At 53.8% G+C, this 22,798-nt stretch carries 19 protein-coding genes, 1 pseudogene and 1 other annotated feature; of the genes and pseudogenes, 8 read left to right on the top strand and 12 right to left on the bottom strand.

The window, feature by feature from the left end:
- Nucleotides 1–52: 52 nt before the first annotated feature.
- On the top strand, nt 53–271 hold the full coding sequence (osmB, locus tag ACQZQY_RS14505; RefSeq protein WP_056780657.1) for an osmotically-inducible lipoprotein OsmB: 219 nt from the start codon (nt 53–55) through the stop codon (nt 269–271).
- A gap of 70 nt (nt 272–341) precedes the next feature.
- On the opposite strand, the gene yciH is transcribed toward osmB, so the two are convergent.
- Together yciH and pyrF are read right to left on the bottom strand one after the other, a co-directional pair.
- On the bottom strand, nt 342–671 hold the full coding sequence (yciH, locus tag ACQZQY_RS14500; RefSeq protein WP_056780660.1) for a stress response translation initiation inhibitor YciH: 330 nt from the start codon (nt 669–671) through the stop codon (nt 342–344).
- Between the two features lie 12 nt (nt 672–683).
- Nucleotides 684–1,412, bottom strand: a complete 729-nt coding sequence (gene pyrF / locus ACQZQY_RS14495; protein WP_056780663.1) for an orotidine-5'-phosphate decarboxylase — start codon at nt 1,410–1,412, stop codon at nt 684–686.
- Between the two features lie 191 nt (nt 1,413–1,603).
- On the opposite strand from pyrF, the gene ACQZQY_RS14490 reads away from it, so the two are divergent.
- Nucleotides 1,604–1,891, top strand: a complete 288-nt coding sequence (locus ACQZQY_RS14490) for a hypothetical protein (protein WP_056780668.1) — start codon at nt 1,604–1,606, stop codon at nt 1,889–1,891.
- Between the two features lie 75 nt (nt 1,892–1,966).
- On the opposite strand, the gene lapB is transcribed toward ACQZQY_RS14490, so the two are convergent.
- The 3 genes from lapB to pgpB form a co-directional block, all read right to left on the bottom strand.
- A complete protein-coding gene (lapB, locus tag ACQZQY_RS14485) occupies nt 1,967–3,136 on the bottom strand; it encodes a lipopolysaccharide assembly protein LapB (protein WP_056780671.1) in 1,170 nt (389 codons plus the stop codon).
- A gap of 6 nt (nt 3,137–3,142) precedes the next feature.
- A complete protein-coding gene (locus ACQZQY_RS14480) occupies nt 3,143–3,454 on the bottom strand; it encodes a LapA family protein (RefSeq protein ID WP_056781019.1) in 312 nt (103 codons plus the stop codon).
- Nucleotides 3,455–3,719: 265 nt separating this feature from the next.
- The gene (pgpB, locus tag ACQZQY_RS14475) at nt 3,720–4,475 is read right to left on the bottom strand and encodes a phosphatidylglycerophosphatase B (RefSeq protein ID WP_136375330.1); all 756 of its coding nucleotides are present in this window, start codon (nt 4,473–4,475) and stop codon (nt 3,720–3,722) included.
- A gap of 297 nt (nt 4,476–4,772) precedes the next feature.
- Between pgpB and ribA the strand changes: the two genes are divergently transcribed.
- Nucleotides 4,773–5,378, top strand: a complete 606-nt coding sequence (gene ribA, locus ACQZQY_RS14470) for a GTP cyclohydrolase II (protein ID WP_056780679.1) — start codon at nt 4,773–4,775, stop codon at nt 5,376–5,378.
- 81 nt (nt 5,379–5,459) lie between these two features.
- Here ribA and acnA read toward each other — a convergent pair whose 3' ends face one another.
- The 3 genes from acnA to topA form a co-directional block, all read right to left on the bottom strand.
- Nucleotides 5,460–8,135, bottom strand: coding sequence for an aconitate hydratase AcnA (gene acnA, locus ACQZQY_RS14465; RefSeq protein WP_122095506.1), 2,676 nt, complete (start codon nt 8,133–8,135; stop codon nt 5,460–5,462).
- Between the two features lie 192 nt (nt 8,136–8,327).
- The gene (gene cysB, locus ACQZQY_RS14460; RefSeq protein ID WP_056780687.1) at nt 8,328–9,302 is read right to left on the bottom strand and encodes an HTH-type transcriptional regulator CysB; all 975 of its coding nucleotides are present in this window, start codon (nt 9,300–9,302) and stop codon (nt 8,328–8,330) included.
- Between the two features lie 363 nt (nt 9,303–9,665).
- Nucleotides 9,666–12,263, bottom strand: coding sequence for a type I DNA topoisomerase (gene topA, locus ACQZQY_RS14455; RefSeq protein WP_122095507.1), 2,598 nt, complete (start codon nt 12,261–12,263; stop codon nt 9,666–9,668).
- A gap of 461 nt (nt 12,264–12,724) precedes the next feature.
- Between topA and ACQZQY_RS14450 the strand changes: the two genes are divergently transcribed.
- The gene (locus ACQZQY_RS14450; protein ID WP_056780695.1) at nt 12,725–12,976 is read left to right on the top strand and encodes a YciN family protein; all 252 of its coding nucleotides are present in this window, start codon (nt 12,725–12,727) and stop codon (nt 12,974–12,976) included.
- A 93-nt stretch (nt 12,977–13,069) separates the two neighbouring features.
- On the opposite strand, the gene sohB is transcribed toward ACQZQY_RS14450, so the two are convergent.
- Nucleotides 13,070–14,122: a protease SohB gene (gene sohB, locus ACQZQY_RS14445; RefSeq protein ID WP_431295845.1), complete on the bottom strand. Its 1,053-nt coding sequence runs from the start codon at nt 14,120–14,122 to the stop codon at nt 13,070–13,072.
- 358 nt (nt 14,123–14,480) lie between these two features.
- Here sohB and ACQZQY_RS14440 point away from each other — a divergent pair, with 358 nt between their 5' ends.
- Nucleotides 14,481–15,242, top strand: a complete 762-nt coding sequence (locus ACQZQY_RS14440; RefSeq protein WP_431295844.1) for a YciK family oxidoreductase — start codon at nt 14,481–14,483, stop codon at nt 15,240–15,242.
- A gap of 38 nt (nt 15,243–15,280) precedes the next feature.
- Nucleotides 15,281–15,871 carry a cob(I)yrinic acid a,c-diamide adenosyltransferase gene (cobO, locus tag ACQZQY_RS14435; RefSeq protein ID WP_431295843.1) on the top strand — a complete coding sequence of 197 codons (591 nt, stop codon included), beginning with the start codon at nt 15,281–15,283 and terminating at the stop codon, nt 15,869–15,871.
- Between the two features lie 97 nt (nt 15,872–15,968).
- Here the strand turns inward: cobO and rluB are convergent, their stop codons facing one another.
- The 3 genes from rluB to rnm form a co-directional block, all read right to left on the bottom strand.
- Entirely contained in the window at nt 15,969–16,886 is a 918-nt protein-coding gene (gene rluB / locus ACQZQY_RS14430; protein WP_413529008.1) for a 23S rRNA pseudouridine(2605) synthase RluB, read from the bottom strand.
- Between the two features lie 687 nt (nt 16,887–17,573).
- Entirely contained in the window at nt 17,574–18,194 is a 621-nt protein-coding gene (locus ACQZQY_RS14425; RefSeq protein ID WP_056780712.1) for an L-threonylcarbamoyladenylate synthase, read from the bottom strand.
- A gap of 37 nt (nt 18,195–18,231) precedes the next feature.
- Nucleotides 18,232–19,155 carry an RNase RNM gene (gene rnm, locus ACQZQY_RS14420; protein WP_056780715.1) on the bottom strand — a complete coding sequence of 308 codons (924 nt, stop codon included), beginning with the start codon at nt 19,153–19,155 and terminating at the stop codon, nt 18,232–18,234.
- A gap of 327 nt (nt 19,156–19,482) precedes the next feature.
- Nucleotides 19,483–19,585: a sequence feature (Trp leader region), on the top strand.
- A gap of 42 nt (nt 19,586–19,627) precedes the next feature.
- Between rnm and ACQZQY_RS14415 the strand changes: the two genes are divergently transcribed.
- Both ACQZQY_RS14415 and trpD read left to right on the top strand, forming a co-directional pair.
- Nucleotides 19,628–21,190: an anthranilate synthase component 1 gene (locus ACQZQY_RS14415; RefSeq protein ID WP_431295842.1), complete on the top strand. Its 1,563-nt coding sequence runs from the start codon at nt 19,628–19,630 to the stop codon at nt 21,188–21,190.
- A 1-nt stretch (nt 21,191) separates the two neighbouring features.
- Nucleotides 21,192–22,795, top strand: a pseudogene (gene trpD / locus ACQZQY_RS14410) (bifunctional anthranilate synthase glutamate amidotransferase component TrpG/anthranilate phosphoribosyltransferase TrpD).
- The last annotated feature ends 3 nt before the right edge of the window (nt 22,796–22,798 follow it).

Below are 22,798 nucleotides of genomic sequence, written 5' to 3'. Positions count from 1 at the left end.
TTACCTATACTTATAAATGATGCTGAACGTTAATCCTTTGAGGAAGATAACTATGATGCTCGTAAATAAACGCGTTGCCAGTATTGCACTGGTTCTGACTCTTGCGATGTCTGTTACCGCCTGCGGTAACTGGTCTAAACGTGACCGTAACACGGCAATTGGTGCCGGTGCCGGTGCACTGGGTGGTGCGGTTCTGACTGATGGCAGTACGTTAGGTACATTAGGTGGCGCAGCAGTCGGTGGTATTGTGGGTCATCAGGTTAGCAAATAAAAACAGAGTCAAAAAACAGAAAGACGCTGCGCTGTTGACCGGCGCAGCATCTCATCACCTTCAGAGTTGATCAGCCGCCCGCCAGTTTGACTTTCATTCCCTTCGCTTCGAGCAATTGTTTGAGCAGGTCGCGTTTATCGCCCTGGATCTCAATCACACCGTCTTTCACTGAACCGCCACAGCCGCACTTCTTCTTCAATTCCGCCGCCAGTTTGTCCAGCGCTGCGTCATCCAGATCAACGCCGGTGATCAGGCACACTCCCTTCCCTTTACGGCCACTGGTCTGACGCTGAATGCGCACAATGCCATCGCCTTTCGGGCGAACGACTGCCGCTTTCGGTTCATCAATCCTGCCGCTGTCTGTTGAATAGACCAGGCGACTGTTGTTGTCGTTGTTCATATCAGCCTCTGCTTAACGCAATGAATCACGGATTTCACGCAGGGTCTGCGCCGGATCGGCGGATTGGGTGATCGGACGACCAATCACCATATAATCCACCCCGGCCGCCATCGCTTCCTGCGGCGTCATCACCCGGCGCTGATCGTCAGCTTTGCTGCCGGCAGGACGGATCCCCGGCGTGACCAGCTGGAATGCACTGCCCAGCGCGCTTTTAAAGCGCGTGGCTTCCTGCGCCGAACAGACCACGCCATCCAGGCCGCAGTCACGGGTCAGGCGAGCCAGACGCTCTGCGTAATCCGCCGGAGAAAGGGTAATGCCTAAATCGGCCAGATCGCTGCCTTCCATGCTGGTCAGAACCGTCACGGCAATCAGCAGTGGCGCATCTTTACCAAAGGGGGCCAGCGCTTCTTTTGCCGCCGTCATCATGCGCGCGCCACCGCTGGCGTGCACATTGACCATCCATACGCCGAGATCGGCAGCCGCGGCCACCGCGTGGGCCGTGGTGTTAGGAATATCGTGGAATTTCAGATCCAGAAATACGTCGAATCCGCGCGACTGCAAATCTTTGACCATCTGCGGCCCGAAGTGAGTGAACATCTCTTTGCCGATTTTCAGACGGCAATCACGGGGATCGATTTTATCTGCAAAGGCGAGCGCCGCAGATTTATCGGCATAATCGAGGGCGACAACAATAGGTGAGGAATTTAAGTCGTTGTTGTTAATCTTATTTTCTGACTTCATGTCTTCAGCCTCTTGTGAGTTATCAAATCTGGAAGGGAAAGCTTAATTTCTGCCGCCCGCATTTTACATGGCAAGACGCTGAATTTACAGCTATGCCTAATGTGACACTTTTATTAAATTTTTGTTAATCACTAGACGATGTCACAAGGCTGGCTTAGCTTGTTACTTTTACACGAAGGAAAGGCAGAAAAATGAGTGAGATAACGACCCTGACCGTAAAAATTCCGGTGGAATTAAAAGAGCTGATCAAGAACGCAGCTGCAGACGCAGAACATTCACTCAGTGCAGAAGTCGCCGCACGTCTGGAGGCAAGTTTTAATCCGGAAGCGCATAAAGGGAAGAAAGCCGCGAAAGCGACCGAACATGACATTGATAATCAGCATCTGGCGGAAGAGTCTGAGCCGGCGCTGACGGCCAAAGAAATCAAGAAATTACGTACGCTGATCAGCGCCCGTAAAGCGAGCAGCAAGAAGAAATAAATTCAGGTCTGACCGACATAAAAACGGGCAATAAGGTTATTGCCCGTTTAAAAACATTATGTTTCGTTTATATCGCTACTGCCCGTCCAGCCCGCGAATAGGTTTTATGGTTGCCCAGCCACGACACGACGGGCAATGCCAGTACAACGAATGCGCGGTAAAGCCGCATTTATGGCAACGGTAACGCGGCTTGGTGCGGATCTGTTCGCCGACCATATCCCGCAGTAATCCCAGACTTTCTTTCGCTCGCCCTTCTTCCGCATCCGCCAGATGGTAATCCATCAGGTGGTGGAACACGCGCATGGTCGGGTGGCGCTGAAGCTGACGGTTGATGTAGTTCTGCGCCACTTCCCGCCCTTCTTCCTGATGAATGATTTCCGCCAACATCAGTTCAGCCGTGGCACCGGTATTTTCGTCCACGCAGCGTTTGAGAAACTCCGCCCAGGCCAGCGTATCCTGCAAATTCTGATAGCACTCCTGCAGCATCGGCAGCGCTTCGCTGACCACTTCTTTGTCCTGCTCAAGCACCCGCTGTAGTGCATCGGCGGCTTTGCGATAATCGCCCTGCGCCATCAGAATGCGGCCCTGCATGATCGACACGCGGGCGCAAAGTTTGTCGGCCTGCGCAGCTTTTTTCAGCAGGCCGGTGGCTTTATCAAAATCGTCCGACACCATTGCCTGCAAGGCCAGTTCGCACCAGAAATGCGCGATCTCTTTGCGACGATTTTCTTTACCCAGTTTCACCAGACGTTCGGCCACATCGATGGCGTTCTGCCAGTCGCTGGTGGCCTGATGAATGATCAGGAGCTGCTCGAGCGCGAAAAGCTGGAAATCCTGCTCTTTCACCAGCTGGTTGAACATGTCCTCGGCGCGATCGTAAAAACCGGCGGTCATGTAGTCACGACCCAGTTGTTGCACGGCCAGCAGACGTTGTTCGAACGTCAGCGAGGCGCTTTCCATCAGGGACTGGTGGATACGGATCGCGCGATCGACTTCGCCACGGGAGCGGAACAGGTTACCCAGAGTCAGGTGCGCTTCGACCGTACTGCTGTCCTCTTTCAACATTTCGAGGAACAGATCGACCGCTTTATCCTGCTGATTGGAAAGCAGGAAGTTAACCCCGGCTACGTATTCACGCGACAGGCGGTTAGCATTTTCCTGTTTGTCCTGCTGAGAACTTCTGCGCCCCATGTACCAGCCATAGGCGGCCGCAACGGGCAACAACAGAAACAGCAGCTCTAACATAAAGGATTATTCCTTGCTGACATCATAAGATGCTGCAGGCGGCGTCACGACAGCCACGGGTTCGATTTGCAGTTCCAGACGTTTGATTTTGCGCTGAGCACGGCCAAGTGAAAGGCGTACACGAAGGTAAAACAATCCGCAGATGACCCATCCCAGAATGAAACCGGTCGCAAACAGCACGGCGAGCAGCGTCGATACGCGATAGTCACCCTGCGCCAGCAAATAGTTGAAGGTCACAGTTTGATCGTTATGCGCGCCTAACGTGATGGAAATCACCACGATGACCAGTAAAAATAAAAAAATCAGCAGATATTTCACATTCATTCCTGTAATGCCGGGTGTACCGGATGAATTATGCCAAAAACTCTCGTCCCGACCTAATAAGTTAGCATTTCTGCACAAAGCTGGGAAACATTGCAGAGGGTTAAAAGAGTAACTGTCTGAAGATCGCACGACTTTTGCGATCGACGACGTGAACCGGTGAAAACAACATATCAGTGATATGGGGACGATCTGCGTGAAATCAAAGGGGAACGGTAAAAGCCCCCCTCTTTTCAGAAACGCTGTGCGCGTGAAAACCTACTCAGTCGCGCTCTGCGATGTCCTGATCTTCTGCCGGTGGCGGCGTCAGCGGACCGATGTAACGGTCCGTCAGCCAGCAGGCCAGCGTCACCAGCAGCCAGCTTATCCCCACCGAGGCAATCAAATCGCGCGGCCAGTGCATGCCCAGCATCAGCCGGCTGCCCATCACAACCACCGACCACACCATCAGCGCGGTCACCGTCTTGTAGTGTTTACGGCGCCACAATAGCCCGATACCCAGTAACGCCCAGGTGGCAGCAAACATGGTATGGCCGGACGGGAACGCGTAACCGGTATCTTTCTGCCAGCTTCTGTTCAGCCAGTGCGGGATCTGGACGTTATCGCCGAGGAGTTCTTTCACCTGCTGGCTGCGCGCCTTGCGTTTCAGACCGTAAAATTCTTCAACGTTCATCTGATGATCAGTGCCCAGCCAGGCAACGTAAGGGCGCGGCTCGCGCACTTCCTTTTTGATGTACGTCTTGGTGGACTGGCCGATCAGCAGCGCCACAGAAATCATCAGCACCAGCCCGATTGCCGCTTTGAGACGAAAACGCAGGCACCATAAGAACCAGCCGCACAGAATAACCGTGGTCAACACGCCCCAGGGCTGGCTGACGGTTTCGGTCACCCAGTAAAGCGGGAGTAAAATCGCCGGATTGCCGCCGGGTGTCCATAGCCAGCCACTGACCCACACCGCCGCTGGCATGATAAGCAGAAGAAGTGCCCCGAGGGCGGTGCGTTTGGCGATATCAAACATAGTCGTCCTTTCTGTTTTCGTAAAATGCGTAAAAGAGTAGAAGTGTAGCAATGTTGTAATTCTTGCACATTCCTTAAATCCGGGTTGTTGAGGTTACTGTTATAGTTCATAAGTTATGAACTATTTGTTCAAATATTCCCGTCAATGCGCAGGTCAAACTGTGGCAAAATGGTGCCCTGTTGTGAAGGAAAGGCACCGATTCCCTATCCTGACACCGCATCCGCACGTAGGATGCGCATCAATAAGTAAAATACTCACTGTAAATGAAGACAATTTGTGTTTTTTTTGGAGCGTAAAATGCAGCTGAAACGGGTGGCAGAAGCCAATCTGCCGACACCTTGGGGTGATTTCCTGATGGTGGGTTTTGAAGAATTGGCCACCGGGCATGACCACCTGGCGTTAGTTTTTGGTGACATCAGTGGTGAAACGCCCGTTCTGGCACGCGTTCACTCTGAATGCCTGACGGGCGATGCCCTCTTCAGCCTGCGCTGCGACTGCGGTTTTCAGCTTGAAGCAGCGTTAAACGACATCGCCGAAGAAGGTCGCGGCATTCTGATGTATCACCGTCAGGAAGGCCGTAACATCGGTTTGCTGAACAAAATCCGCGCTTACGCCCTGCAGGACAAAGGCTACGATACCGTCGAAGCCAACCACCAGCTCGGTTTTGCCGCCGATGAACGTGACTTCACGCTGTGCGCCGACATGTTCAAATTGCTGGGTGTTGATTCGGTCCGCCTGCTGACCAACAATCCGAAAAAAGTCGAAATTCTGACAGAAGCCGGGATCAACATCGTCGAACGCGTTCCGCTGGTTGTCGGGCGTAACCCGGAAAACGAGCGTTATTTATCGACCAAAGCAGCCAAAATGGGCCATCTGCTCGATAACGATCTGCGCCACAAGTAATTCTGACCGGCAAATATTAAGGGCACCTTATGAAGGTGCCCTTTTTTATGCAGAAAACGCAGTATTAACGCATTTTACCCATCACAGCATTTTGCGGATCACGTAATGCAGAATGCCGCCGTTCTGGAAATAGGTCAGTTCGTTGCCGGTATCGATACGGCAGCGTGCGTTGATAGTTTGCGTCTGGCCGTCAGCGAACGCGATCTGCACCGGCACCTCCTGCCCCGGTTTCAGCGTTTGCAGCCCGCTGATGCTGATCTGCTCGTCGCCGGTCAGTTTCAGCGTTTTGCGCGTCACGCCCTGCGGGAACTCGAGCGGTAAAATGCCCATGCCGATCAGGTTCGAACGGTGGATCCGCTCAAATGATTCGGCAATCACCACGCGCACGCCCAGCAGGCGCGGCCCCTTCGCAGCCCAGTCACGGCTGGAGCCGGAACCATACTCTTTGCCGGCAATCACCGCCGTCGGCACGCTTTCATGCTGATAGCGCATCGCCGCGTCGTAGATGGCCAGCTGTTCCTGCGACGGGATGTGGCGCGTATAACCGCCCTCCACGCCCGGCACCATTTCGTTGCGGATACGGATGTTGGCAAACGTTCCGCGCATCATCACTTCATGGTTACCGCGTCGGGAGCCGTACGAGTTAAAGGCTTTCGGTTCGACACCGTGGTTTTTCAGATACAGTCCCGCCGGACTGTCGATTTTGATGTTCCCGGCCGGTGAGATGTGATCGGTGGTAACGGAATCCGCCAGAATCGCCAGAATGCGCGCGTCTTTAATATCTTCCACGGCATCCGGTTCAGCCTTCATGTCACTGAAGAACGGCGGATGGCGGATATAGGTGGAATCCTCCTGCCAGGTGTAAGTTGGCGTCCCTTCAACCTGAATCGCCTGCCAGCTGGCGTCGCCGTTGAACACTTCGGCATACTCTTTGTGGAACATTTCCGTCGTGACCTGCCCGACGGCAAGTGCGATTTCCGCCGCCGTTGGCCAGATGTCTTTCAGATAAACCGGCTGACCCTGCTGATCTTCACCGAGCGGATCGGTCGTCAGATTGACGTTCATGTTCCCGGCCAGCGCGTAAGCCACCACAAGCGGCGGCGATGCCAGCCAGTTAGTTTTGATCAGCGGATGGATGCGCCCCTCGAAATTACGGTTACCCGACAGCACAGCCCCCACTGTTAAATCACCGCTTTTGATGGCGGATTCAACAGGCTCAGGCAGCGGGCCGGAGTTACCGATACAGGTGGTACAGCCATACCCCACCAGATTGAAGCGCAGCTTTTCCAGATACGGCATCAGCCCGGCGGCATTCAGATAATCGGTCACCACTTTAGAGCCCGGTGCCAGCGAAGTTTTCACCCAGGGTTTACTGGTCAGCCCTTTTTCAGCGGCATTTTTGGCCAGCAGCCCGGCCGCCATCAGTACGCTCGGGTTGGAGGTGTTGGTACAGGAGGTGATTGCCGCAATGACCACCGCGCCGGTGTCGAGCGAGTAATGCTGACCATCAAGAGTGAAACTTTCTTTGTCAGTATGCCCCGGCTTGTTATTGCCCAGTTCCAGTTCGGTGGCGGCTTTGAAGGCTTTTGGCACATCCGGCAGCGCAACGCGGTCTTGCGGACGTTTCGGACCGGCCAGACTCGGCACGACATCGCCCATGTCCAGCGCCAGGGTGCTGGTGAACACCGGCTCATCACCGGCATTGCGCCATAAGCCCTGCGCCTGTGAATAGGCTTTCACCAGTTCGATTTGCTCATCGCTGCGGCCACTGAGTTTCATGTAGCCGAGGGTGACGTCATCCACCGGGAAGAACCCGCAGGTTGCACCAAACTCAGGCGACATATTGGCAATGGTCGCGCGATCCGCCAGCGGCAGATCGGCCAGACCGTCGCCAAAGAATTCAACGAATTTACCCACCACGCCATGCTTACGTAGCATCTGCGTGACGGTTAACACCAGATCGGTTGCGGTAATCCCTTCGCGCAGTTTTCCCGTCAGCCTGAAGCCCACCACGTCCGGGATCAGCATGGAAACCGGCTGTCCGAGCATCGCCGCTTCAGCCTCGATACCGCCGCAACCCCAGCCCAGAATGCCAAGACCGTTGATCATGGTGGTGTGGGAGTCGGTGCCGACCAGCGTATCGGGATAAGCCACCGTTTTGCCATTCTGTTCTTCATGCCAGACGGTCTGACCGAGATACTCCAGATTGACCTGGTGACAAATACCGGTGCCCGGCGGTACTACACGGAAACGGTTAAAGGCTTTTTGACCCCAGCGCAGGAACTGATAACGCTCGTTATTGCGCTCCATTTCCAGCCGGACGTTTTCATCAAACGCTTCTTCATCGCCAAACTCATCCACGGTGACCGAGTGGTCGATAACCAGATCGACCGGCGATAACGGATTCACCTGATCGACATTGCCACCGAGGCGTTTAACGGCCTGACGCATTGCAGCAAGATCCACCACGGCGGGTACCCCGGTGAAATCCTGCATCAGAACGCGTGCCGGACGGTAAGCAATTTCGCGATCGGCGTGGCCGGTTTTTTGCCATTCCACCAGCTGCAGCAAATCATTTTCCGTGACAGTGTCACCGTCAACGTGGCGCAGCAGATTTTCGAGCAGGACTTTAAGAGATTTAGGCAGGCGCTGAATATCACCCAGCGTTTTGGCGGCAAGTGGCAGACTGTAGTAGTGGAACTCCTTACCCTGGACTGCCAGCTTATCCAGACTTCTGTTACGAATATCGGACGACATAGCTTCTCCTTATGCTTCACAGCACCAGCTGGGCGAAAGAGGAATAACCCGCTGGCTTATAAGTGCATATATAAAGATAACACATATTATTGTTAACATTTTGATAACAGCTCAAACGGATCATCCGATAAAAAAAATCCCGCGTCATCAGAAGATGGCGCGGGACGTTTTACATCAGAAATAGAGGCGGAATTATTTCGTCGGTAATTTGATGTCTTTGAACATCTCTTCGATATCTTCATTCGAGCGCAGGGCAATTGCGGTATCTACCACGTCACGCGTCAGATGCGGTGCGAAGCGCTGGATGAAATCGTACATGTAGCTGCGCAGGAACGTGCTGCGGCGGAAACCGATTTTGGTGGTGCTGTAGGTGAAAATATCCCGCGCATCCACGGTCACCAGATCCGGATCCTGAACCGGATCGACCGCCATACTGGCGATCACGCCCACGCCCAACCCCAGCCGCACGTAGGTTTTGATCACGTCCGCATCAGTGGCGGTGAACACAATTTTTGGCGTCAGACCGGCGCGGTTAAACGCGGTATCGAGTTCCGAGCGACCGGTAAAACCAAAGGTATAAGTGACGATGGGATAGGCCGCCAGCTCTTCAATGGTGACCTTCTCTTTACCCGCCAGCGGATGATCTGGCTGAACCACCACCGCGCGGTTCCAGTGATAGCAAGGCAACATGATCAGATCGTCGTACAGGTGCAGCGCTTCGGTAGCAATGGCGAAATCAGCGTTGCCTTTTGAAACGGCCTCCGCGATTTGCGTCGGAGAGCCCTGATGCATATGCAGTGAAACGCGCGGGTAACGCTCGATAAAGCCTTTAATCACGTTCGGCAAGGCGTAGCGTGCCTGCGTGTGCGTGGTGGCGACATACAACGATCCCTTGTCAGGATAGGTGTGCTCACCGGCCACGGCCTTGATCGCATCGACTTTGGACAAAACTTCGCGGGCGATACGGATGATTTCCTGCCCTGCCGGTGTGACCTGCGTCAGGTGTTTTCCGCTGCGGGAGAAGATCTGAATACCGAGCTCATCTTCCAGCATTCTGACTTGTTTGCTGATCCCTGGCTGCGACGTGTACAGGCCTTCTGCCGTCGAACTGACGTTCAGATTGTGATTAACAACCTCTACGATGTAGCGCAGTTGCTGCAATTTCATATCTCATACCACCCTGGTTTCAAACCCTGTCACCATCCCTGTTCGCCTGCCGGCTGAACAGACTGGAAATGATTTTTATTGAATGCCCGAAGTCTGTAAACGCGCCTTTTTATGAGGCAGACGCATTAGCTTATTACTATTGTGAATAAAAATAAATTTTATATAACAATTATATCAAGAATTAACACGTTGTATAGCCAGATAACATAAGGATTAACGCAGACAGCATAAGCCTGAGAAGAAAGTTGTCAGAAACCTGTCGATGATAGATCTGAATGCAATAAAAAAACCAGCCCGGAGGACTGGTTTTTCACAAAAGAGTAACAATGAGTTATCGCCTGACAGGCGGGCTAACGGCAATGATTACTTTTTGCCTTCCACCCATTTGCCGTCAACGAAGAACGCTGTCCAGCCAGTGGCTTTGCCGTCTTTTTCCGAAGACACGTACTGCTGCTTAGTTTTGCGGCTGAAACGTACCATCGATTTGTTGCCTTCCGGGTCAGCGACGGGCGCATCCGCAAGATAACTCAGTTTCTCCGGCAAGCGATCTTTAAAGCGCTTCAGCTCTTCCACCAGCGGCGCACGGGTTTCGCGCGATTTCGGGAAAGTATTGGCCGCGAGGAACACACCGGCAGCGCCGTCACGCAGAACGAAGTAGGCGTCTGATTTCTCACACGGCAACTCAGGCAGCGGAACCGGATCTTCTTTCGGCGGTGCAACGTCACCGTTACGCAGGATCTTACGGGTGTTTTTGCACTCGTCATTGGTACAACCCATGTACTTGCCGAAACGTCCCATTTTCAGGTGCATTTCAGAACCACATTTCTCGCACTCAACGATCGGGCCGTCATAGCCCTTGATGCGGAATTCGCCCTGCTCGATTTCGTAACCGTCACATTCCGGGTTGTTACCGCAGACGTGCAGCTTACGCTGGTTGTCGATCAGGTAGCTGTCCATCGCAGTGCCACATTTGCCACAACGACGTTTCGCACGCAGCGCATTGGCTTCTGCCTCATCCCCTTCCAGCACGTTGAGCACTTCGGCATCCGCGATCAGGTTGATGGTGGTTTTGCAGCGTTCTTTCGGCGGCAATGCGTAACCGGAACAGCCCAGGAACACCCCAGTGCTGGCGGTACGGATACCCATCGGGCGGCCACATGTCGGGCACTCAATGCTGGTCAGGATCATCTGGTTCGGGCGCATACCGCCTTCTTCCGGATCCTTTTCTGCGGTTTCCAGCTGCTTGCTGAATTCGGTGAAGAATTCGTCGAGCACGGCTTTCCACTCAGCTTTGTTGTTGGCAACCTGATCCAGACCGTCTTCCATGCGCGCGGTGAAATCATAGTTCATCAGTTCGCGGAAGTTTTGCTCCAGACGATCTGTGACGATTTCACCCATTTTCTCGGCGTAGAAACGGCGGTTTTCAACGTGAACATAGCCGCGATCCTGGATGGTCGAAATGATCGACGCATAGGTAGACGGACGGCCAATGCCTCGTTTTTCCAGCTCTTTAACCAGTGACGCTTCGCTGAAACGCGCAGGCGGCTTGGTGAAATGCTGAGTGGGCAGCAGTTGTTGCAGATCAAGGTCGGTGCCGACTTCAATAGCAGGCAGAATGCGGTCTTCATCGCCTTTACGCAGCGCTGGCATGACTTTCGTCCAACCGTCGAAACGCAAAGTACGGCCTTTGGCGCGCAGGGAGTAATCGCCCGCTTTCACCGTCAGCGTGGAAGAATCGTATTGCGCCGGTGTCATCTGGCAGGCAACAAACTGACGCCAGATCAGCTGGTACAAACGCTGGGCATCGGCTTCCATGTCTTTCAGTTGTTCAGACACCACGGCCACGTCAGAAGGACGAATCGCTTCGTGCGCTTCCTGTGAATTCTCTTTGTTGCTGTACTGCAACGGCGCTTTCGGCAGGTATTTATCACCGAAATTCTCACCGATGTAGCCGCGAACCATTTCTACCGCATCCTGACTCAGGTTGGTGGAGTCGGTACGCATGTAGGTAATGTGACCGGCTTCATACAGACGCTGGGCCATCATCATGGTTTTCTTCACGCCGAAGCTCAGACGCGTGCTGGCAGCCTGTTGCAACGTGGACGTAATAAAAGGTGCGCCCGGCTTACTGCTGGTCGGTTTGTCTTCACGATCGACGACCGTGTAGCGCGCTTTTTCGAGCAGCGAAACCGCAGCGTGAGTTTGTTCTTTATTAACCGGTTTAAACGGTTTGTCGAGATGATGCGTGACTTCCATTTGCAGCGCGGTATCTTTCTTCGCCAGCAAATCTGCATGCAATTCCCAATACTCTTCCGGCACGAACGCTTTAATTTCTTTTTCACGCTCGACCACCAGACGCACCGCCACGGACTGAACACGACCGGCGGATAAACCGCGGGCAATCTTCTTCCACAGCAGTGGAGACACCATGTAACCCACCACGCGGTCCATGAAACGACGCGCCTGCTGGGCATTAACACGATCAATATTCAGTTCGCCCGGTTCTTTAAAAGCGTTCTGAATCGCGTTCTTGGTAATTTCGTTAAAGACCACGCGGCTGAAACGTTTATCGTCACCGCCAATCACTTCCCGCAAATGCCAGGCAATCGCCTCTCCTTCGCGGTCAAGGTCGGTTGCGAGATAGATGTGGTCAGCTTTTTCGGCTAACGCTTTTAACTCGGCAACCACTTTTTCTTTGCCAGGAAGTATTTCGTATTGCGCTTCCCAGCCGTGATAAGGATCGACGCCCATGCGATTAACCAGCGCAGTTTTCTCATCCTTTTTTACTTTTTTCTTTGGCTTTTCTTCGGTTGAGACGGCGGTTTTTTTAGCAGCGGATCCACTGGTCGGTAAATCACGAATATGACCGACGCTGGACTTAACCACGTAGTCATTTCCTAAATATTTATTAATCGTTTTGGCTTTTGCCGGGGACTCAACTATTACGAGAGCTTTGCCCATAATTACCTTTACCTGAATGATTCTTCATCAGCTGAAGAAGTTTTTGTCTAGTTATGCCGCGGCACAATATCATGTCTTTTTTTATATTGCGGCAGTGAGTCAGAACGTCAACTCATTTCTTTCAAAGAACGAGCGATCTGACTTCCAGAGGTTCAAAACACTGATTCTGCGAGGGATTAACCAGACAGGGTTCAGCGGACTGTGCCTGTTTTCACGTCAAATAATGACCAAGCGTAAACAAAACATTCCACCTGAAGCCACAAAATCCCACACTCTACCTGATAAAAATCGCTGCGCAACCTAATTAACACCGAATCCCCCATTTCGATAAAGTGGTGAAACTTTTCCCCTGACTGTGCAAAACATGACCACTTACTTAAAGGATTAACCCCAGTGGATTTGCGGTTTTATCATCAGCAGGATTACAATATCGTCAGAAATTATAGTGGGGAGTAAATAACATGCACGAAAATACATCGGCAATTAGTCGTGAAGCTTTACTGATCGAAGCGAATAAGGTTATCCGTGAACATGAAGATTACATGCAGGGAATGATCGCCACAGAGGTTGAGCAGAAAGGCAATGTGCTGGTTTTCCGCGGGGAATTCTTCATGGATGACGACGGTTTACCCACCCGAAAAACAACGGCCGTATTTAATATGTTTAAACATCTGGCACATCTGTTTTCAGAAAAATACCATCTCGAAAATTAAGTGAATACCAACCGGGATTGTCTGAAGATTTACCGATAAAAAACAGTGATAAAAAAAGGGACTTTCGTCCCTTTTTCATTATTGAATGTTCGGTTACAGCAGCGGTTTCTGACTGCGCTGCAACCAGCGCAGGAACAGGCGATCGGCACTTTCTGCCGCGCTGCCGGTGAACCGGTCCATCATGCGTTTGCGACGTGCGTAACGCACTGCAATCACCTCATGATTTTTCATTTCAGCAATCAGCAAATCATCACTGGTTCCGATGGCATCGATCAGCCCCTTTTCACGCGCCTGCGTACCAAACCAGTGCTCACCGGTCGCTACGGCATCAATGTCCAGTGAAGGGCGATTCTGGTGCACAAAATCTTTGAACAGCACATGCGTTTCGTTGAGGTCTTCACGGAATTTCTCGCGCCCTTCCTCGGTGTTTTCACCCAGCAGGGTCAGCGTCCGTTTGAATTCGCCAGCAGTATGCAATTCGATGTCGATATCGTTCTTTTTCAGCAAGCGGTTGAAGTTAGGAATTTGCGCAACCACGCCGATGGAACCGATGATCGCAAAAGGTGCCGCGACAATACGATCGGCAACGCAGGCCATCATATAACCGCCGCTGGCCGCCACTTTGTCTACCGCCACCGTCAGGCGGATGCCGCTCTGGCGTAAACGCACTAACTGCGAGGCCGCCAGGCCGTACCCGTGGACCACACCGCCGGGACTTTCCAGACGTAACAACACTTCATCTTCCGGCGTGGCGACGGCCATCACCGCAGAAATTTCCTCACGCAGCGAGGTCACTTCATGGGCATCCATACTGCCTTTGAAATCCAGCACATACAGACAAGGCTTGCGTTTGCTCTCGCCGGTTTTCGCCTGCAATTTCTTCTGTCTGGCTTCTGCTTTATCCTTTTTCTTCAGCTCTTTTCCGCGCAGTTTTTGCTCTGCGGGATTGAGCCTTGCAGTGCGCATTTCACGCTGCATCTCGCGATATTGTTCACCCAGGTCTGTCAGCTGTAACTCACCTTTACCCTGAGATTTACGCTGACGAAGCCCGACCACCAGGACCACCAGGACCACCAGTGCGCCGATGGCGATGACTACGGTGACGACTTTGGCTAAAAACAACCCATAAAGAGAAAGTAAATCCACTCAAACCGCCTTTTCAATGTGCAAATAAAACCGTGGTAATAACGATGCTGAACATTCTAGACAATAGCTTAACCGGCGTCTTGCGGGAATGTGACATTGTCAGCCAGAGGTAAATACGGATGCGCGCCTGTTCCAATTTTGTTACAAAAGAGCTGTCTGTTTTTCGGTTAATCATTGAAACTCATGTTCATTTCAGGCATATAACCGGTGATCACACCTGAAACACACCCTAATTCCGCCGAAATGCCGGACCCTGGTTGAGCGCAATATCTCCCACTTCCGGCGTTTTGATTTTACAAATGACGCATGTGACGACGGCCATTTGCCGCCACATTCCGACCCGTTATGAGGACAGAACGTGCACTATCATCCGAAATCTGACTTACTCAATCACCGCATTATTCTGGTGACCGGCGCAGGCGACGGCATTGGCCGCGAAGCCGCCCTCACCTATGCCCGCTTCGGCGCTCAGGTGATTTTGCTTGGCCGTACCGAAAGTAAACTGGCCAGTGTTCAGCAGGAGATTGCGGCGAGAAATCTGCGCCCTGCTTTCATTTATGCTCTCGATTTGCTCACTGCCAGCCAGCAGTATTGCCAGCGCGTTGCGGATCAGATTGCACAGTGGGTACCGCATCTCGACGGTGTTCTGCACAACGCCGGGCTGCTCACCGACATCACGCCGATGGCAGACATCGACTTGCAGGACTGGATGAACGTGATGCAGGTGAACGTGAACGCCACCTTCATGCTGACGCAGGCGCTGTTGCCGCAGTTGCTGAAATCGGCCAGCTCTTCACTGGTCTTCACCACCTCAAGCGTGGGGCGTGAAGGCCGCAGCGGCTGGGGCGCCTATGCCGTTTCGAAGTTTGCCACCGAAGGGATGATGCAGGTGCTGGCGGAAGAGCATAAGCACACCGGGCTGCGGGTTAACTGCATCAACCCCGGCGGCACGCGCACCAGTATGCGTGCCTCGGCGTTTCCGGATGAAAACAAGGATAAGCTCAAGACACCTGCCGATATTATGCCGCTGTATCTGTACCTGATGGGTGACGACAGCCGCCGTAAAACCGGCATGAGTTTTGATGCCCAGCCAGGCCGCAAAGCGGGCCCTGCCGAATAGGCGTGCCAGAATGCCCTGAAAATACAACGGAGCCTTTCATGACCGAAGATCGCCACAAGCAGCGCCAGCAAAAGCTAAAAGAACAGGTCGATGCACGCATTGACGCCGCGAAAGAACAGCGCGGAATTTTGATTGTTTTCACCGGCAACGGCAAAGGTAAAACCACGGCGGCCTTCGGCACCGTCACCCGCGCCGTCGGTCACGGGATGCGCGCTGCGGTCATACAGTTCATCAAAGGGGAATGGCCGAACGGTGAAAAAAACCTGCTCGAACCGCACGGGGTTGAGTTTCAGGTGATGTCGACCGGCTTTACCTGGGAAACTCAGAACAAAGAGACGGATACGCAGGCCTGTCAGGCCGTATGGCAGCATGGAAAGCGGATGCTTTCCGATGCGTCTTTAGATCTGGTAGTGCTTGATGAGCTGACGTACATGGTCAGTTTCGGCTATCTCGAATTACAGGACGTGGTGGATGCGCTGAATGCGCGTCCGGCGCATCAGACAGTCATCATCACCGGCCGGGGCTGCCATCGCGATTTACTGGAAATGGCCGATACCGTCAGCGAACTGCGCCCGGTGAAACATGCTTTTGATGCCGGAATTATGGCGCAACAGGGAATCGACTGGTAACAGGCGTATTCTTCAGCTCCCTGAATGGAGATAAAAAAAACCGCAGTCGGTGACTGCGGTTCTTCAGCGGATTCGAAACAATATCGCTAAGTCGCGATTAGCCTCTTTTCGCCGGGGCACTGCGACGTGCAGGAGCCACCTGAGTGTGGCGCTTAACGGCGCGACGGATCTGGTTAGCTTTCACACGGCGGCGGTCACGTTCTACCGGCATTTTGCTGACGGTTTCTTCGTTCATTTCTACCAGCGTGCGCAGGTAGTTGATGTCCGGGAGATCCAGCTCTTTATAGCCGCCGCGAGGCAGGCCTTTTGGCAGATTCAGATCACCGTAACGCACGCGGATCAGACGGCTGACCTGAACGCCAACGGCTTCCCACAGGCGACGCACTTCACGGTTACGGCCTTCGGTCAGGGTCACGTTGTACCACTGGTTAAGACCTTCGCCACCCTGGAATTTGATGGAGCGGAAAGCGGCAGGGCCGTCTTCCAGCTGCACGCCACGGCTCAGCTGTTTGATTTTTTCATCATCAATCTGACCGAATACACGCACCGCATACTCACGTTCAACTTCACGGCTTGGGTGCATCAGGCGGTTTGCCAGTTCACCGTCGGTCGTGAACAGCAGCAAACCCGAGGTGTTGACATCAAGACGGCCTACGGCAATCCAGCGCGAACCGCGCATTTTTGGCAGACGGTCGAAGACGGTCGGACGGCCTTCAGGATCACTGCGGGTACACAACTCGCCTTCCGGCTTGTAGTACGCCAGTACGCGGCACACGGTGTCCTGGGACTCCATGACTGACAGCACGTGGCCGTCGAGACGGATTTTTGTGCCGCCGGTGACTTCAACACGGTCGCCGAGCGTAGAGATTTTACCGTCGACGCTGACGCGCCCGGCCTGGATCATCGCTTCCACTTCACGACGCGAACCGTGGCCCGCACGTGCCAGCACCTTTTGCAGCTTTTCGCTTTGCCCTTCGGTGCTGTCCAGCGCATTTTTCGGCTTCTGGTACTTCACTTCGTCTTCGTCACCGGTTTCATCAAACAGCGTTTCAGCTTTTGGCTTGCCGGCGCGTGGTTTCACCGAACGAGGTTTTTCACCGCGTGGATTTTCAGGACGCGTCTTGCCGCGACCTGGTTTTTCGATGCGGGAATCAGAACGTGAATCGCTGCGACCGGCATCAGAACGTGGTTTGTCTGAACGCGGTTTGTCGCTGCGGGGTTTATCACTGTTAGGTTTATCGCTACGTGGCTTGTCTGAACGTGGCTTTTCGCCGCGTTTTTCAGCACGTGACAGTTCAGGACGGGCTTTCGCTGCACCGGAGTTTCTGCCGCTTTTCGGCTTATCACCTGGTGAACGTGCCGGTTTGGATCTGTCACTGGAGTGTTTCTGGGAATTATACTTCTCGCTCATTGAGCAGCCTCATTTGTCGCCTTCACAGGCGTCGGGGGGAGCGGCCAGCACGATGTGAACATCGCCTGCCCGTCAAAATTCAGTTTGGGAGATAAGCGGACTGTCGCGGAAACTTCATTTCTGCACGGGATCACTCGACACATGCACAGATAAAACACATCGCCAGACAGCATTACTTATCAATACAATGACTTACAAAAAGTCAGCCCGCCATTATACACAATTATCTGCAATTTGTATGCTTCGGGGGCTGTCAGGGTGATTATTTTTTAGCCAGTAGCGCGTAAATGCCTAGCGGAAAGGCGTCGGATCGCCTGCCCCTTCGCGGACCACTTCCGGAACCGACTCGGTCAGATCAATCACCGTGGTCGGTTGCTGGCCGATGGAACCGCCATCAATAACCAGATCCACCAGTTTGCCCAGCTGGTCTTTGATGTCTTCCGGATCAGATTCGGCAAAATCATTGCCCGGCATCATCAGCGTGGTGGACATCAGCGGTTCGCCCAGCGCGTCGAGCAAGGCGATGGCGATAGGATTGGAGGGCACCCGCAGACCGATGGTTTTGCGCTTTTCACTCATCAGACGGCGCGGCACTTCTTTGGTCGCTTTCAGAATGAAGGTGTAGTTGCCCGGCGTGTTGTTTTTCATCAGGCGGAAAGCGCCGTTATCGACATAGGCATACGTCGAAAGCTCGGACAAATCGCGGCATACCAGTGTGAAATTGTGGTTGCTGTCTAACTGACGGATCCGGCAAATCCGCTCCATCGCATTTTTTTCTTCCAGACGACAACCCAGGGCGTAACCGGAATCGGTCGGATAGACAATGACCTGACCTTTACGCAGCAGCTCTACCGCCTGACTGATCAGGCGCGGCTGTGGATTTTCGGGGTGAATATAGAAATATTGACTCATTGGATCCTCTCACTCTTTATTCTTTTCCGGTCAGGCATCAGACCGGTTCAATTTCAGGCTGTGTCATCGCAAGCGGCCAGTGTTGCCATACCGGTTCAACGCCTGCGGGAAGCCAAAGTTTGCGGCCAAGCTCAATCCACGAACAGGGCTGATGGAAATCAGAACCCTGCGAGGCCAGTAACTGATAATCACGGGCGTAGGCTGCCAGCTGCGCACGCTCATTCGGTGCCTGCTGACACTGGGCGACTTCCATCGCATCACCGCCCTGCTCAGCAAAATACGCCAGTAAGCGTTTCAGCCACTTGGTCGAAAGATCATATCGCCCCGGATGGGCGACGACGGCCTGCCCGCCTGACTGATGAATCGCATCAATCGCTTGTTCTATTGTACACCACTGTGGCGGAACGTAGCCGGTCTTGCCTTTGGCGAGGAATTTTTTGAACACCTGCGCGATGTTATCCGCCGCGCCGAATTCCACCAGATAGCGGGCGAAATGCGCACGGGTGACGGCTCCGCCATTGGCCAGACGCAGCGCGCCTTCCCAGGCACCGTCAATGCGTGCTTTCGCCAGCCGGTTGCCCATTTCCTGCGCGCGTTGCTGACGCAAACCGGCCTGCGCACTGAGTAAACTCATCATCGCCGGATGCTGCGGATCAATGCCCAGCCCGACAATATGGATCTCATGGTTTTCCCACAAAGTGGAAATCTCAACGCCATTAATCAGCACCAGCGGCAATTGCTGCTGCGCAATCGCCTGCGCCGCACGCGCCAGCCCTTCTGTACTGTCGTGATCGGTGATCGCCAGTACGCCGACGCGCATTTCAACCGCCCGCGCGACCAGTGCTTCAGGCGTTAAATAGCCGTCCGACGCCGTGGTATGGCTGTGGAGATCGTAAAGCGTGAAGGCCGTGCTGAGGTTCTGGTCGTCTTTCGGGGGTGAAACTGTTGTGGGTAAAGTCATCGTCACGTCGGGGATTTAACCTTTTCTGAATGCAGTTCATATCATAACGCGTTAGGCCGCCTCACGTTAGGGCTATCTTGCCGATGTTTTCACCTCGCCGTTACGCACTGTTACGGTGCGATAACATCTGAGCGCACTAAAGTTGTGAAATCCGCTGAAAAGAGGGTTGACTTTATATCCGTGAACTAGTTTACTAGTACGCAAGTTCACGAGGCAGTTCGCTGAAGAACGTCGTGACAAACCGATTCAGAAAGCTTAGTTTTTAAAACCTTTGCTTTCATAAACTAACAAGAGTGTCTGATGATGAAAATTCACATGATGGCGGTTCTCAGCTGGTGGCGTACTTCCCCTTGTCGGGCGGAGTAATCACGCATAGCTGTCATCAGACGCTGCAAGATTTCCGAAGCCCGCTTAATGCGGGCTTTTTTATGGCCGTTTATTTGAAAACGTTGATAAAAATTCAGGAAGCAAAATGAAAACTCCAACACCACGTTTAGAATTGCTGACCGCGCAGGGATGTTATCGCGGCGACCCGACGGCCATTTTTCATCAGCTGTGCGGCGCGCGTCCTGCGACCCTGCTGCTTGAGTCCTCCGAAGTGACCAGTAAAGAAAACCTGAAGAGCCTGCTGATTGTTGACAGCGCCCTGCGCATCACCGCGCTGGGTTTGCAGGTGTCCATTCAGGCCCTGACGCCGAACGGTGCCTCTTTACTGCCGCTGATTGATGCCGCGCTGCCTGCTGAAATTCGCAATGACGTCCGCCCGAATGGCCGCGAACTGACGTTCCCTGGTATCGATCAGATGCAGGATGAAGATGCGCGTTTACGTTCCCGTTCAGTGTTCGACGCGTTACGCAGCATTCTGACCTGCGTTGAATCTCCGGCAGAGGAGCGTGAGGCGATGTTCCTCGGGGGGCTGTTTGCTTATGATCTGGTCGCCGGTTTTGAAGATTTACCTGCATTAGCCTCCGACCAGCGTTGCCCGGATTTCTGTTTCTATCTTTCTGAAACGCTTCTGGTCCTGGATCACCAGAACCGCACCTGTCGTTTGCAGGCCAGCCTGTTCACGCCGTCGGCTGATGAGAAACAGCGTCTGCATGCCCGTCTCGAACAACTGCAACATCAGTTGCAACAGCCACCGCACGCCATCCCGCAGCAGAACGTGCCGGAAATGCAACTGAGCGTGAACCAGAGTGATGAAGAGTTCGGTGCTGTGGTTGAGAAAATGAAAGTGGCCATCCGCGCCGGTGAGATTTTCCAGGTGGTGCCTTCGCGCCGTTTCTCCCTGCCTTGCCCTGCTCCGCTGGCCGCGTATGAAACGCTGAAAAATAACAACCCTAGTCCGTACATGTTCTTTATGCAGGACAACGATTTCACGCTGTTTGGCGCCTCCCCGGAAAGCGCGCTGAAATATGACGCCACTAACCGCCAGATTGAAATTTACCCGATTGCCGGGACCCGTCCGCGCGGCCGCCGTGCCGACGGTTCGCTGGATCTGGATCTCGACAGCCGCATCGAACTGGAAATGCGTACCGACCACAAAGAGCTGGCCGAACATCTGATGCTGGTGGATTTGGCGCGTAACGATCTGGCACGTATCTGCGAGCCGGGCAGCCGTTATGTCGCCGACCTGACCAAAGTGGACCGTTACTCTTTCGTGATGCATCTGGTGTCCCGTGTGGTCGGCACGCTGCGTCATGATCTTGACGTACTGCACGCCTATCAGGCGGTAATGAATATGGGCACGCTGACCGGTGCGCCGAAAGTGCGCGCTATGCAGCTGATTTCGGCTTCCGAACAAACCCGCCGCGGCAGCTATGGCGGCGCGGTGGGTTACTTCACCGCTCACGGCGATCTGGATACCTGCATCGTCATCCGCTCTGCTTACGTTGAAGACGGCATTGCCACCGTGCAGGCTGGCGGCGGCGTGGTACTGGATTCCGTACCGCAGGCCGAAGCCGACGAAACCCGTAATAAAGCCCGTGCTGTACTGCGCGCCATCGCCACTGCCCACAATGCGAAAGAGGTATTTTAAGATGGCCGATATCTTACTCATTGATAACGTCGATTCCTTTACTTACAACCTGGTCGATCAGTTGCGTTCAAGCGGTCACAACGTGGTGATTTACCGCAATCAGATCCCGGCTGACGTGATTATCGAAAAACTCAGCCAGCTGGAAAAACCGGTGCTGGTGCTCTCTCCCGGACCGGGCACCCCGTCAGAAGCCGGTTGCATGCCTGAATTGCTCAAACGTCTGCGCGGTCAGTTGCCGATTATCGGCATCTGCCTCGGTCATCAGGCGATTGTGGAAACCTACGGCGGTTTTGTCGGTCAGGCAGGTGAAATTCTGCACGGCAAAGCGTCTTCGATTACGCATGATAATGAAGGCATGTTTGCCGGGATGAACAACCCTCTGCCGGTGGCGCGTTACCACTCGCTGGTCGGCAGCCAGATCCCCGACGGGCTGACCGTCAACGCACGCTACGGCGACATGGTGATGGCAGTGCGTCATGAAAAAGATCGCGTATGCGGTTTCCAGTTCCATCCGGAATCCCTTTTAACTTCACAGGGCGCCCGTCTGCTTGAGCAGACACTGGCCTGGGCTTTGGCGTAAGGAGAGCGATCATGCAAACGCAAACTATTCCCGGCATTCTGGAGAATCTGTATCGCGCACAGCCGATGACGCAGGAAGAAAGCCAGCAGTTATTTACCGCCATCGTCAATGGCGAACTGGAACCGGCTCAGTTAGCGGCAGCCTTAATCAGTATGAAAGTGCGTGGCGAGCAACCGGCTGAGATCGCCGGTGCGGCAAAGGCGCTGCTGGCGCACGCCGAGCCGTTCCCGCGCCCGGATTATCCGTTCGCGGATATCGTCGGCACCGGCGGCGATGGCACGAACAGCATCAACATTTCTACCGCCAGCGCCTTTGTGGCGGCGGCCTGTGGTGCGCGAGTGGCGAAACACGGTAACCGCAGCGTATCCAGTCGTTCCGGTTCATCGGATTTACTGGCCGCGTTTGGTATCCGTCTGGATATGCCGGCGGAAGGATCCCGCGCCGCGCTTGATGACCTGAATGTGTGTTTTCTGTTTGCGCCGCAGTATCACACCGGTTTTCGCCATGCGATGCCGGTGCGCAAATCACTGAAAACACGCACCCTGTTTAACGTGCTCGGCCCGCTGATTAACCCGGCACGTCCGCCGCTGGCGCTGATAGGCGTATACAGCCCGGAACTGGTGCTGCCGATTGCAGAAACGCTGCGGGCGCTCGGTTACGAGCGTGCGGCGGTGGTTCACGGCGCAGGCATGGATGAAGTCGCGATCCACGCAGCCACGCAGGTGGCCGAGCTGAAAGACGGCAAAATTACTACCTACGAGGTCACGCCGCAGGACTTCGGTCTGGACAATTACCCGATTGAATCCCTGCTCGGCGGCGAACCGGAAGAAAACCGTGACATTCTGGCACGCTTATTACAAGGTAAAGGTGATCCGGCCCATGAAGCCGCGGTAGCCGTCAATGTGGCGATGCTGCTGCGCCTTTTCGGTCAGGAAGATTTAAAACAAAACGCACAACAGGCATTGGCCGTCATGCGCAGTGGTGAACCCTACCAGCGCGTGTTGGCATTGGCAGCAAGAGGATAAGTG

The sequence above is a fragment of the Rahnella sp. PAMC25559 genome, assembly GCF_050632365.1.
GTDB lineage: Bacteria > Pseudomonadota > Gammaproteobacteria > Enterobacterales > Enterobacteriaceae > Rahnella > Rahnella rivi.
The sequence above is the reverse complement of the archived record's forward strand: the minus strand, read 5'-3'. Positions and strand labels throughout refer to the sequence as shown.

Excerpts from the sequence above, each read along its gene's own strand:
- yciH (WP_056780660.1), bottom strand. The coding sequence starts at position 671 with ATGAACAACGACAACAACAGTCGCCTGGTCTATTCAACAGACAGCGGC.
- ACQZQY_RS14490 (WP_056780668.1), top strand. The coding sequence starts at position 1,604 with ATGAGTGAGATAACGACCCTGACCGTAAAAATTCCGGTGGAATTAAAA.
- osmB (WP_056780657.1), top strand. The coding sequence starts at position 53 with ATGATGCTCGTAAATAAACGCGTTGCCAGTATTGCACTGGTTCTGACT.
- pgpB (WP_136375330.1), bottom strand. The coding sequence starts at position 4,475 with ATGTTTGATATCGCCAAACGCACCGCCCTCGGGGCACTTCTTCTGCTT.
- cobO (WP_431295843.1), top strand. The coding sequence starts at position 15,281 with ATGACCGAAGATCGCCACAAGCAGCGCCAGCAAAAGCTAAAAGAACAG.
- topA (WP_122095507.1), bottom strand. The coding sequence starts at position 12,263 with ATGGGCAAAGCTCTCGTAATAGTTGAGTCCCCGGCAAAAGCCAAAACG.
- cysB (WP_056780687.1), bottom strand. The coding sequence starts at position 9,302 with ATGAAATTGCAGCAACTGCGCTACATCGTAGAGGTTGTTAATCACAAT.
- ACQZQY_RS14425 (WP_056780712.1), bottom strand. The coding sequence starts at position 18,194 with ATGAGTCAATATTTCTATATTCACCCCGAAAATCCACAGCCGCGCCTG.
- ACQZQY_RS14415 (WP_431295842.1), top strand. The coding sequence starts at position 19,628 with ATGAAAACTCCAACACCACGTTTAGAATTGCTGACCGCGCAGGGATGT.
- acnA (WP_122095506.1), bottom strand. The coding sequence starts at position 8,135 with ATGTCGTCCGATATTCGTAACAGAAGTCTGGATAAGCTGGCAGTCCAG.
- rnm (WP_056780715.1), bottom strand. The coding sequence starts at position 19,155 with ATGACTTTACCCACAACAGTTTCACCCCCGAAAGACGACCAGAACCTC.
- lapB (WP_056780671.1), bottom strand. The coding sequence starts at position 3,136 with ATGTTAGAGCTGCTGTTTCTGTTGTTGCCCGTTGCGGCCGCCTATGGC.
- ribA (WP_056780679.1), top strand. The coding sequence starts at position 4,773 with ATGCAGCTGAAACGGGTGGCAGAAGCCAATCTGCCGACACCTTGGGGT.
- pyrF (WP_056780663.1), bottom strand. The coding sequence starts at position 1,412 with ATGAAGTCAGAAAATAAGATTAACAACAACGACTTAAATTCCTCACCT.
- ACQZQY_RS14450 (WP_056780695.1), top strand. The coding sequence starts at position 12,725 with ATGCACGAAAATACATCGGCAATTAGTCGTGAAGCTTTACTGATCGAA.